This is a genomic window from Sphingomonas sp. (genome assembly GCF_025353885.1).
Lineage (GTDB): Bacteria > Pseudomonadota > Alphaproteobacteria > Sphingomonadales > Sphingomonadaceae > Sphingomonas_O.
The window spans coordinates 1-10,942 of record NZ_JANXNX010000044.1 but is presented as its reverse complement, the minus strand read 5'-3'; the positions used below and the strand labels follow the sequence as shown (position 1 = coordinate 10,942).

Sequence of the window (10,942 nt, the reverse complement as noted above, 5' to 3'; positions counted from 1 at the left end):
CAATGGTGACGATGTGACAGTCGGGCGTGATTGCCAGCGCCTCCATGTCGACAACCGGGTCTTCCCAGATCTGGGCATATACCAGGCCGCGAAAGGCAAAGGTAAAAGCGCGCTCCAGCAGGCCTGCGTGCGAGAGCTGGTCGTGCTGGTGGACGGCCGATTCAACCTTGGCAAAGGCAGTAGCCATGTCATCGCTCCCGATATAACTTTAGCGGCCTGCCGTAAGTCAGACCTGTGACGCGTAAGTGACGCGACTATGACAGTTTAGCGGCAAAACCCTTCGCCGGCTTTGATGATCAGGCAGTCATCCTTGTCAGCAAGATATTTGAGCCCGGTCTCCGCGCCGGTGCCCGCATGGATCGTCTCGGGCTTGCCATCGCGCATGAACGTGATCGCGCCGCCGCTCACCGTGCCGATATAATCATTGGTACCGTCGAGCAGGGTGACCTTCAGCTTGCGCGTGTCGGCAGTTTTGCCGGGCGCAATGATCAGTGCCAGTCCCTCCACCCCGATCCATTTGCCATTCCAGTCGGCAACCGCAGTCGGCCCCTCTCCGCCGCCGCTGTCGTCAGCGACTTCGGTGATTTCAGGATCGACGATATTGCCGACCGCCACGTTCTGGGAAGCTGGCTTGGCGCAGGCTGCGATCAGCAGCAGCGCGACGATGGGTGAAAAGGTTTTCATGGATTTGCTGTGTCCGCCAGGCATTGCCCCTGAGTCAAATGCAAATACCCCGAGCCAGACGCAAAGGCTGTGGCAAAATACGACAGGGACGCTACAGAGCGCACATCGACTCTAATACGCCATTCCGGAAAACTGCCTTGAGCAACCGACCAGACCCACTTGCCATCGCCATCGCCTCCGACCATGCCGGGTTTGAGATGAAAGCGATGCTGGCCGAATGGCTGCGGACCCAGGGTCATGCGGTCGACGATCTGGGACCTTTCGATACGGCGTCGGTCGATTATCCTGACTATGGCTACAAACTGGGCGACGCGATCGCCCGCGGAGTCGCCCGGTTCGGCGTCGCAGTCTGCGGCTCGGGCATTGGCATCTCGATTGCGGTTAATCGCAACTCTGCGGCGCGGTGCGCTCTGGTATCTGACAGCCTGTCGGCGCGACTTTCACGCGAACATAATGATGCCAATGTCATCGCCTTTGGTGCGCGACTTATTGGTCCCGACACCGCCAAGGATGCCCTTTCAGTTTTTCTGGCCACACCATTTGCCGGTGACCGTCACCAGAACCGCGTCAACAAACTCAGTAACCCGGTCACGGGAAAGGAAGCAGCATGAGCAGCAAGCCCGCAACTTTGCATGACGTCCAGCCCGACGGTTTTTTCACGCGCGGTCTGGCGGAAAGCGACCCGCAGGTATTCTCCGGGATCACGCGGGAGATCGACCGCGAGCGTCACCAGATCGAACTGATCGCGTCCGAAAACATCGTGTCGAAAGCCGTGCTTCAGGCTCAGGGCTCGGTTTTCACGAATAAATATGCCGAGGGCTATCCCGGCAAACGCTACTATCAGGGTTGCGCGCCATCCGATGCGGTCGAGACACTGGCGATCGAGCGTGCCAAGCAGTTGTTTGGCTGCGGGTTCGCCAATGTCCAGCCGCATTCGGGCGCACAGGCGAACGGCGCCGTGATGCTTGCGCTGGTCAAGCCGGGCGACACTATCCTGGGCATGAGCCTCGATGCTGGTGGCCATTTGACGCACGGCGCGCGCGCGGCGATGTCGGGCAAATGGTTCAACGCGATCCAGTACGGCGTCACCCAGCACGACCATCTGATCGACTTCGCGCAAGTCGAGGCGCTGGCGATCGAACACAAGCCCAAACTCATCATAGCGGGCGGTTCGGCCTATCCACGCCACATCGACTTCGCGCGCTTCCGCGCGATTGCCGATACGGTCGGCGCGCTCTTCATGGTCGATATGGCGCATTTTGCCGGGCTGGTCGCGGGCGGCGTTCACCCGTCACCCTTTCCGCATGCCCATGTCGCAACGACCACGACGCACAAGACCTTGCGCGGTCCACGGGGCGGCATGATCCTGACCAATGACGAAACCATTGCCAAGAAAATCAATTCGGCGGTGTTCCCGGGGCTTCAGGGCGGCCCACTAATGCACGTCATCGCGGCAAAAGCGGTCGCGTTTGGCGAGGCGTTGCAGCCCGACTTCAAGCTTTATTCGCAAGCCGTTCTGGACAATGCGAAGGCATTGGCGGCGCGCCTCGCAGAACGCGGTGCAAATCTAATTTCGGGCGGCACCGACACGCATCTGGCGCTGGTCGACCTGACCCCGCTGGGCGTCACGGGTCGCGATGCCGACGAGGCGCTGGAGCGTGCCGCCATCACCTGCAACAAGAACGGCATCCCCTTTGACCCCCTGCCCCCGGTCAAGACGAGCGGCATCCGCGTCGGCTCGCCCGCAGGGACGACGCGCGGGTTCGGGATCAAGGAATTCCGTGACATTGCCGACATGATCGCCGATGTCCTCGAAGGACTGCGGAGCAAGGGCGAAGGTGGCGATCCGGCGGTCGAGGCCGACGTCCGCGCTCGTGTCCGTGCCTTGTGCGAACGCTTTCCGATCTACCCGGAACTTTGATTGCGCTGCCCGTTCTGCGCCCATGACGACAGCCAGGTAAAAGACAGCCGCTCCACCGAAGACGGGGCGGCGATCCGGCGGCGACGGCAATGCGAAGGCTGTGGCGCACGCTTCACGACGTTCGAACGTATTCAGTTGCGCGACCTCATCGTGTTGAAAAGCGAAGGTCGGCGCGAATCGTTCGAGCGCGACAAGCTGGCGCGCTCGGTTGCGATCGCCTGTCGGAAACGCCCGATCGACGTGGCAAGGATCGACCAGATGGTGTCGGGTATCCAGCGCCAGCTGGAGACGATGGGTGATGCAGAGATCCGGTCGCAGCAGATCGGCGCGCTGGTCATGGAGGGGCTGAAGGGCCTCGACAGTGTCGCCTATATCCGGTTCGCCAGCGTCTATAAGGACTTTGCCGAAGCCCGCGATTTCGAGGAATTCGCCGGGAACGTGGCTGAGGCCGCAACGCCTTAGGCATGACTATCCCTCGCTCCGCCCCGAACCCCGTAATCGTCCTGGTCCGCCCCCAGCTCGGCGAGAACATCGGCAAGGCCGCACGGGCGATGCTGAACTTCGGGCTGACCGAACTGCGGATTGTTTCGCCGCGCGATGGCTGGCCCAATCCGCAGGCGGGGCCTGCCGCTGCGGGCGCCGATGTAGTCATCGCCAACGCGCAGGTTTTCGACACGGTCGCCGCGGCGGTGGCGGATTGCCCGCACGTCTATGCGACCACCGTTCGGAAGCGCGGCATCGTCAAGCCCGTGCTCACTCCGGAAGCGGCGGCGACGGCGATCCACGCCGCCCCTGAACGGTCCGCCATAATATTCGGCCCGGAGCGGTCGGGCCTGGAAACCAACGACGTGGCGGTGGCGCGGACGATCCTGACGGTGCCGATCAACCCGCAGTTCGGGTCGCTGAACCTGGCTCAGGCGGTGATGGTGGTCGCCTATGAATGGTCGAAAGGCGAAGCCCTCAGCCAGCCGCCACTGGTGCCGACTGAGCCGCCTGCTTCGCAGCGCGAGCTCGATGGCCTGATCGGCCACCTGGATGCAATGCTCGATCACGCGGGCTTTTATTTTCCGCCGGCCAAGGTGCCGACGATCAGGCGAGCGGTTCGGACGATCATGACCAAGCCCGGGTGGAACGAGCAGGAGGTGCGGACTTTGCGCGGCGTGCTGACGGCAATCGAGAATCCGCGACAGCGATAAGCGCAGGTGCCGATTAACGCAGGTCGAACCGATCCATCTCGTAGGCGATCGACGCCTCGACCAGCCTTTCCCAGATTTCTTCTGCCAACTCGACCGGATAATCGGCGGCGAGCGCATTTGTCTTTGCGTGGCGCAGCACTTCGGTCTTGCGGGCTTCGTCCCGGACGGCGCCCCGGTCGGGCTTGATCCGCGCCGCTGCGGTCATGTAGCGAAAGCGAAGACCGAGCAAATCGGCGAGTTGTCGGTCGGTTTCGTCAACGCCCTGGCGGACTTCGACCATGGTTCGGCAGCGTTCGGGTTCGATCATGCAGCGGTTCATAACGCGGCTTTGGTTGACTTGCATCCCGATTCCGCTATTGGCCCGCCTTCGCAATTGACCCCGCACTCCGGTGAAGCGGTGGTCCTGCCCGGCTGATGTCCCCGACTTGAGCCGAAGTAGCGCGGACCCGGAACATCTGTTTCCTCGTAGGGACAGATAGTGAAAACAACGACCCGATGGGTCACGCAATTGAAGGACTGATTATGTCGAAGCGTCAAAGCGCGAAGCACAAGCTCGATCGCCGTATGGGCGAAAACATTTGGGGCCGTCCCAAATCACCCGTCAACAAGCGCGACTACGGCCCCGGCCAGCACGGTCAGCGTCGCAAGGGCAAGGTGTCCGATTACGGTATCCAGCTGAAAGCAAAGCAGAAGCTGAAGGGCTATTACGGCGAAGTCACCGAAAAGCAGTTCAAGCGTTCGTATACCGATGCCGCGGCTATGAAGGGCGATACGTCGCAGAACCTCATCGGCCTGCTCGAGCGTCGACTTGATGCGATCGTCTATCGCGCCAAGTTCGCACCGACCGTTTTTGCCGCGCGCCAACTTGTTTCGCACGGCCACATCCGCGTCAACGGCGTCAAGTGCAACATAGCTTCACGGCGTTGTGCGCCTGGGGACGAGATCACCTTGGGCACCAAGGCGCAGGAAATGGCGCTGGTCATGGAAGCACAGAGTCTCGCCGAGCGCGACATTCCTGAATATGTCGCCATCGACGGCACCGCCAAAGCCACTTTCACACGCGTCCCGACGCTCGACGAAGTGCCCTATCCGGTGAAAATGGAGCCAAATCTGGTCGTCGAGTTTTACTCGCGCTAAATTGGGATCGGGCCTGCTTTCGATGGCGGGTTCGATTGTTTTCGTGACAACCGTATAGGCCCTGGCCAGCGCCGGGGTGACGTAAATACTCGTTATCCGGCGCAGGCCGGGGCCTATACGGATATCAACAGGCACCAACGGCCTTTACCAGTTGCCACCCTCTCCCAGCTTTGCGACACACGGCAACCCTTCTTTTCGGAGAATTCCGTGTCCGCAAAATTGCTTACTTCGCTGCTGCTTGCCAGCGCCCTCGCGTTGCCCGCGCTCGCTCGGCCGGCCGCCGCCCCGGCTCCTCAAATTTCGGTCCGGACCCTGCGCGACGTCACTCGGACATTGTCGTCCGATGCTTTCGAGGGCCGCGCACCGACCAGTGCCGCCGAGCCGAAGGTCATCGCCTTTATCTCCGACAGATTTGCCAAAGCTGGGTTAAAGCCGGGCAACAAAGGCAGCTGGACGCAGGGCGTTCCAATGGTCGAAATCACCGTCGCGCCGACCGCGGCGCTGGCGTTCACGGGCGGCAAGGCTCCTGTCACCCTCGCTTACAAGACCGACATGGTCATCTCGACCCGCCAGGTCCGCCCGAAAGTGGAGATCGCCAACAGTGATGTCGTATTCGTTGGCTATGGCATCAACGCGCCCGAAAAGGCTTGGAACGACTATGGCGGCATCGACGTGCGCGGTAAGACGGTCATCATCCTGATCAACGATCCGGACTGGCAGACAACAACGCTGACTGGTGATTTCAACGGTCGCGCCATGACCTATTACGGGCGCTGGACCTATAAATATGAGGAAGCGGCGCGACAGGGCGCGGCAGCGGCGATCATCATCCACGACACCGAACCCGCCGCTTATCCTTTCGGCGTTGTCGTGTCGTCCTGGGCTAAACCGGTCATCAACCTCGACGCCCAAAACGACCATATGGACGAGTCGAAGGCGATTGGCTGGATGACGGGCGAGGGAGCCGCGCGTCTGTTCGCCAGTGCGGGTAAGGACCTTGCCACCATGAAGATCGCCGCCAAGACACGCGGGTTCAGGGCCATGTCGCTTGGCTTGAAGCTGAATGTCACGCTCGACAATACAATCCGCCGACAGGTTTCGCAGAACGTCGTCGGCATCCTGCCCGGCACGACGCGGGCCAGCGAATATGTCCTTTACACCGCGCACTGGGACCATCTTGGCCACTGCGAACCGGTCAAGGGCGACGGCATCTGCAACGGCGCGCTCGACAATGCCAGTGGCGTGGCCGGGCTGGTCGCGCTAGCCGAAGCGGCGGCAAAGTCGGGCGCGACGCCCCGCAGCCAGGTTTTTCTTGCCGTCACAGCCGAGGAGGCAGGACTGCTGGGATCCGAATATTATGCCAAGCATCCAGTTTTCCCGCTTTCTCAGACGGTGGGCGGCGTGAACATGGATGTCCTGAACGTCCGCGGAAAGACCCGCGATGTCGAAGTGACGGGTGTCGGCAAATCCGATCTCGACGATTACGTCAAACGATATGCCGCCGTCGGTGGGCGCACGATCAGCCCCGAGAGCACGCCTGAAAAGGGGCATTACTACCGGTCCGACCATTTCAGCTTTGCCAAGCTGGGCGTACCGATGCTGGCGGCGGGCGGCGGCGAAGACCTGGTGGTCGGCGGCGTCGCGGCGGGCAAGGCGGCGGCGGAGGACTATAACATCAATCGCTATCACAAGCCGCAGGACGAATATGTGGCGAGGTGGGACTGGAGCGGTGCGGTTCAGGACCTGACGATGTATTATGGCATCGCGCACGAGCTGGCGACGACGAATGTCTGGCCGAACTGGAAAGCCGGCGATGAATTCCGCGCGATCCGCGACAAATCGCGAGCGGGGAAATAATCACCATGCCCCATTTTCCCGCCGAATGGTCGCCGCACGCCGCCGTCTGGATCGGATTTCCATCCGACCCCGATTTGTGGCTAGACGACCTGAAACCCGCGCAGGCACAGGTGGCCGCCTTTGCCCGCGCCGTTCGCGCCGACGGCAAGGGCGAGATCGTCCGCCTGGTTTGCGCAAATGAGGCGGCGGCGGATAGCGCGGTCGCGATGAAGACCGGTGCCGAGATCCACCTGCTGCCGTTCTACGACATCTGGCTCCGCGATACCGGGCCGCTTGTGGTGCGCGAGGACGACGGGCTGCTCGCGCTCGATTATCGTGGCAATGGCTGGGGAGGCAAATATCCATCGCCGCTGGACGATGCGATCGGCGGGTTGCTGGCGGTGAGCGCCAATCTGGCGCACGGCCCGCGTTCGATGATCCTGGAGGGCGGCGCGATCGACCTCGACGGCGCAGGGTTGCTGGTGACGACCGAGCAATGCCTGTTGAACCCGAACCGCAACCCGCTGATGTCGCGTGCCGAAATCGAGGCGCAGCTAACCATCGACCTGGGCGTGAACCGCGTGCTGTGGCTTGGTGACGGGCTGGCAGCGGATCATACCGACGGACATGTCGACAACCTTGCCCGCTTCGTTGCGCCCGGTTTGCTGGCACTGCCCGAACCAGAGGGACGCGACGATCCGAACGCCGACCTCTATGCCGACGCCTGGGCGCGGGCCCGCGACTTCGGCGTGGAGGTTGTCCCCCTGCCCTCGCCCGGACTCGTGACCGGCGATGATGGTATCGTTGCCGCCAGCTACATGAACTTTTACATCGGCAACGCAGCGGTGGTGGTGCCGACCCACGGAGCGGCCAATGACGACGCGGCGGTTAAAGCGATCGCGGCGCTGTTTCCCGACCGTCTTGTGACTGGGCTGCGGACTGACCATATCCTGACCGGCGGTGGGAGTTTCCATTGCATCAGCCAGCAGGTGCCCCGGATTTGACCCAGAACATCACCGTTGCCGCTCTCCAACTCGCGCTCGGCAATGACGCCGCAACCAACATCGCAGCGGTGGCGGCGCTCGTCCGTGAGGCCGCGGTTAAGGGTGCAAAGATTATCCTGCCGCCCGAATTGTTCGAGAGACCGTATTTCTGCCAGCGTGAGGAACTCGATTGGTTCGCAACCGCAAAGCCGACCGCCGAGCATCCGAGCGTCATCGCGATGCAGGCGCTCGCCAAGGAATTGCAGGTCTATATCCCGACCAGCTTCTACGAAAAGGACGGACAGCATTATTACAATTCGCTGGCCATGATCGACGATGCGGGCGCGATCATGGGCGTCTATCGCAAGAGTCATATTCCCGACGGACCGGGCTATGAGGAAAAATTCTTTTTCCGGCCCGGCAATACCGGGTTCAAGGTGTGGGACACGCGATATGGACGGGTCGGCATCGGCATTTGCTGGGACCAATGGTATCCAGAAACCGCCCGCACTCTGATGCTGATGGGCGCGGACATATTGATGTTCCCGACAGCGATCGGTGACGAACCTGCGGCCGAAGATCTGGATACGTCGCGCCTGTGGCGGCGGGCGATGGTTGGCCATGCGGTGTCAAACGTGGTGCCGGTCGTCGCCAGCAACCGCATCGGGCGCGAAGACGACCTGACCTTCTATGGCCACAGTTTCATCACCGACGAACGCGGGGATTTCGTGGGAGAGTTTGGGGCTGGGGACAGTGGCGTGCTAGTCGCGACGTTCGATCTTGACGAGATTACAAAAAACCGCGCCGCGTTCGGCTTTTTCAGGGACCGGCGACCAGAACTTTACGGACGGTTGGTCGAGGATGTTTGATTCGGGGTAACCGCCTCCCCTCCCAGTTCCACCGCCCGCGCAAACACCGCCTCAAACATATCGCGCGTCAGTCGGCCAGTATTCTGGTTATATCGCGAACAATGATAGCTATCGATCAGGATCGTCCCGCTCGGCATCCGGTGTTCGTTCAGATGGCCGAACTTGCATTTGGGCAGCCGCCCGCCAAGCGCCTTGACCGCCGACTGATGCGCGATCTGGCCGAGCGCAATATAGACACGTGCCCGGGGCAGCATCCCGACCGCAGTCTCCAGGAACGGGCGGCAGGTGCGGATCTCCTCCGGCGTGGGCTTGTTCTCGGGCGGCAAGCACTTGACCGCATTGATGATGATCGCCCCCTTCAATCGGACCCCGTCGTCGATACGAGCCGCAAACTTGCCCTCGCTCAGGCCAAATTTGTCGAGCGTCTCGAAGAGCAACGGCCCAGCGAAATCGCCGGTAAAGGGTCGCCCGGTCCGGTTCGCACCATGTTTGCCGGGGGCCAGCCCGATGATCCCCAGCCATGCCTCGGGATCGCCGAACGACGGCACCGGCGCGTTCCACCAGCTTGGGAACTCCGCGCGACAAACCTGCCGGAAGCCGGCCAGTCGCGGGCATAGCGAGCAGTCGAGCGGCGGCTCGCTCTGCGGCAGGGCGCTGGTCTGGAAAACGGCTTCGGTGACAAGTGTTTCGGTATTCATCGATGCGCGATAGGAGGCAGCGGTGATCGCATCAACCTATCTCATCGGTATCGGGTCGAACCGATGTGGACGTGCCGGGTCGCCGCGCGCGATACTGGCTGGGTTCTTGGACCACGCGGATCCGCACTGGGGCGACGTGCTGCTGTCGTCCGACATCACCCAATCGGCACCGGTTGGCCCTGGCAAGCGCAATTTCGCCAATGCGGTCGCCGCCATCGAGACCATGTTTTCGCCGACAGAACTGCTCAGTCACCTGAAGTCGCTTGAACGGATCCATGGTCGCCGCGGCGGGCGACGCTGGGGCGACCGGGTGATCGACCTCGACATTATCGCGTGGAGCGGCGGCATCTGGTCTTCGACGGGCCTGACAATTCCCCACCCCGCCCTTCGCAAGCGGCGCTTCGTGCTGGCACCGTTATGCGAGATTGCCCCCGGATGGCGCGACCCGGTGACCAATTTGACCGCACGCCATTTGCTGGCACGTCTTGACCGCAGGCGGCCCCGGCCATAGGGCCAGCGCCTCCCCCGGCAAATGGGGCCCGTAGCTCAGTTGGTAGAGCAACGGACTTTTAATCTGTAGGTCTCGGGTTCGAATCCCGACGGGCCCACCATTGCCGGGAAGTTCTTCTTCCTTTCAAAGGAGTTAGACGGTTGGTTAGCCAAATCTGATTTTGGGTTAGCCAAATGTGCATCCGACAATCGGTCCATTGTCTTCTCGGCAAGCCGGCTTTGTTCGACCTTGCGCGTGTAAAGGGATACCTCAGAACTCGGTCATCAAAAACGTCATGTTGGTCGTCGGCACCGCGTCGATCGCGGCTCGTAGTTGGGGGGAAGAGCGATCACCATCGCCTTGCCTGTTTTTCGCTGAGTGAACGACAACCTGCCATTTTGTATGTTCTGGCGACCCAATCTTATGACATCTCCGCGCCGACATCCGGTCCAGAGCATCAACTCCATCGCAAGCCTTTCCTTGGAACCAAGCGCGTGAAACGTCTGATATTGCTCGATCTCAGCTTCCGACCATGTATGAAAGCCAGCTTCCTCATCCGGCCCGATTTTGCGGATCGCCAAGCGCACACCATCGACCGGATTGTCCGAACGCATTTTTATCAGAATGCTGAACGCAAATAACCGCTTCAGTTGCGTTCGCAGATTGCGAGCCGCAGCAGGATGCGTTTCCGATTTAGCGGCAAGTATCCTGTCGATATTTTCAAAATTAGCGTTGCGAACAGTTTTGTCACCGTGGGCAATTCTGACCAGCGCCGTCTCGAGCGGCGCGATGCCGGGTGGACGGGTTTTGTCGCGCAGCAGACCATCGACACCTTCCCCATCCCGCAAATCGCTTGGATAGCGCTGCCCACCTCGCATATGCTGACGGCGGGCGGTATCAGTCCAGGCCATGCGCTTCTCCTATCGTCTCGACAACGACGGTGAATCACAACCTACTGATATCGCTCAACCACTTTCCGCTCAGGCTCTAAAGGTCAACGATATCGACAGCGATCGGATGCTGCTGCAGGTTCGCCACGGCAAGGGCGCCAAGGATCGCACGGTGATGCTCTCGGCCCAGCTGCTCGATATCCTGCGGACGTATTGGCGCCTGACGCGCCCGGCCGAC

At 61.4% G+C, this 10,942-nt stretch carries 14 protein-coding genes, 1 tRNA gene and 1 pseudogene; 11 read left to right on the top strand and 5 right to left on the bottom strand.

Annotation, left to right across the window (positions count from 1 at the left end):
- The coding region (locus Q0R02_RS04790) for a DUF3419 family protein (RefSeq protein ID WP_293881281.1) at positions 1–187 on the bottom strand (187 nt) is incomplete at its 3' end.
- A 77-nt stretch (positions 188–264) separates the two neighbouring features.
- A complete protein-coding gene (locus tag Q0R02_RS04785) occupies positions 265–684 on the bottom strand; it encodes a hypothetical protein (protein WP_293881279.1) in 420 nt (139 codons plus the stop codon).
- Between the two features lie 137 nt (positions 685–821).
- On the opposite strand from Q0R02_RS04785, the gene rpiB reads away from it, so the two are divergent.
- From rpiB to Q0R02_RS04765, 4 genes are read left to right on the top strand one after another with little or no spacing between them, the layout of a single operon-like run.
- The gene (gene rpiB, locus Q0R02_RS04780; protein WP_293881277.1) at positions 822–1,295 is read left to right on the top strand and encodes a ribose 5-phosphate isomerase B; all 474 of its coding nucleotides are present in this window, start codon (positions 822–824) and stop codon (positions 1,293–1,295) included.
- Complete coding sequence (gene glyA / locus Q0R02_RS04775) at positions 1,292–2,605, top strand: serine hydroxymethyltransferase (protein ID WP_293881275.1); 1,314 nt, start codon at positions 1,292–1,294, stop codon at positions 2,603–2,605. Before rpiB ends, glyA begins: the two co-directional genes overlap by 4 nt.
- Positions 2,606–3,067 carry a transcriptional regulator NrdR gene (gene nrdR, locus Q0R02_RS04770; RefSeq protein WP_293881273.1) on the top strand — a complete coding sequence of 154 codons (462 nt, stop codon included), beginning with the start codon at positions 2,606–2,608 and terminating at the stop codon, positions 3,065–3,067.
- Between the two features lie 2 nt (positions 3,068–3,069).
- Positions 3,070–3,801: an RNA methyltransferase gene (locus Q0R02_RS04765; protein WP_293881271.1), complete on the top strand. Its 732-nt coding sequence runs from the start codon at positions 3,070–3,072 to the stop codon at positions 3,799–3,801.
- Between the two features lie 13 nt (positions 3,802–3,814).
- Here Q0R02_RS04765 and Q0R02_RS04760 read toward each other — a convergent pair whose 3' ends face one another.
- Entirely contained in the window at positions 3,815–4,108 is a 294-nt protein-coding gene (locus tag Q0R02_RS04760; RefSeq protein ID WP_293881269.1) for a chorismate mutase, read from the bottom strand.
- Between the two features lie 215 nt (positions 4,109–4,323).
- On the opposite strand from Q0R02_RS04760, the gene rpsD reads away from it, so the two are divergent.
- The 4 genes from rpsD to aguB all read left to right on the top strand — a co-directional run bounded on the left by rpsD (position 4,324) and on the right by aguB (position 8,626).
- Entirely contained in the window at positions 4,324–4,938 is a 615-nt protein-coding gene (gene rpsD / locus Q0R02_RS04755; protein ID WP_293881267.1) for a 30S ribosomal protein S4, read from the top strand.
- Between the two features lie 207 nt (positions 4,939–5,145).
- A complete protein-coding gene (locus Q0R02_RS04750) occupies positions 5,146–6,795 on the top strand; it encodes a M28 family peptidase (RefSeq protein ID WP_293881265.1) in 1,650 nt (549 codons plus the stop codon).
- A gap of 5 nt (positions 6,796–6,800) precedes the next feature.
- Complete coding sequence (locus tag Q0R02_RS04745) at positions 6,801–7,778, top strand: agmatine deiminase family protein (RefSeq protein WP_293881263.1); 978 nt, start codon at positions 6,801–6,803, stop codon at positions 7,776–7,778.
- On the top strand, positions 7,775–8,626 hold the full coding sequence (gene aguB / locus Q0R02_RS04740; protein ID WP_293881261.1) for an N-carbamoylputrescine amidase: 852 nt from the start codon (positions 7,775–7,777) through the stop codon (positions 8,624–8,626). Before Q0R02_RS04745 ends, aguB begins: the two co-directional genes overlap by 4 nt.
- On the opposite strand, the gene Q0R02_RS04735 is transcribed toward aguB, so the two are convergent.
- Complete coding sequence (locus Q0R02_RS04735; protein ID WP_293881259.1) at positions 8,599–9,324, bottom strand: uracil-DNA glycosylase; 726 nt, start codon at positions 9,322–9,324, stop codon at positions 8,599–8,601. The genes aguB and Q0R02_RS04735 overlap by 28 nt on opposite strands.
- Positions 9,325–9,346: 22 nt before the next feature.
- Between Q0R02_RS04735 and folK the strand changes: the two genes are divergently transcribed.
- Both folK and Q0R02_RS04725 read left to right on the top strand, forming a co-directional pair.
- Entirely contained in the window at positions 9,347–9,835 is a 489-nt protein-coding gene (gene folK / locus Q0R02_RS04730; protein WP_293881257.1) for a 2-amino-4-hydroxy-6-hydroxymethyldihydropteridine diphosphokinase, read from the top strand.
- A 24-nt stretch (positions 9,836–9,859) separates the two neighbouring features.
- Positions 9,860–9,935: transfer RNA gene (locus Q0R02_RS04725), tRNA-Lys, on the top strand.
- A gap of 172 nt (positions 9,936–10,107) precedes the next feature.
- Here Q0R02_RS04725 and Q0R02_RS04720 read toward each other — a convergent pair.
- Complete coding sequence (locus tag Q0R02_RS04720) at positions 10,108–10,725, bottom strand: hypothetical protein (protein WP_293881283.1); 618 nt, start codon at positions 10,723–10,725, stop codon at positions 10,108–10,110.
- Here Q0R02_RS04720 and Q0R02_RS04715 point away from each other — a divergent pair.
- A pseudogene (locus Q0R02_RS04715) lies at positions 10,724–10,942 on the top strand (hypothetical protein); the annotation flags it as partial. The gene Q0R02_RS04720 and the pseudogene Q0R02_RS04715 sit on opposite strands and share 2 nt — an antisense overlap.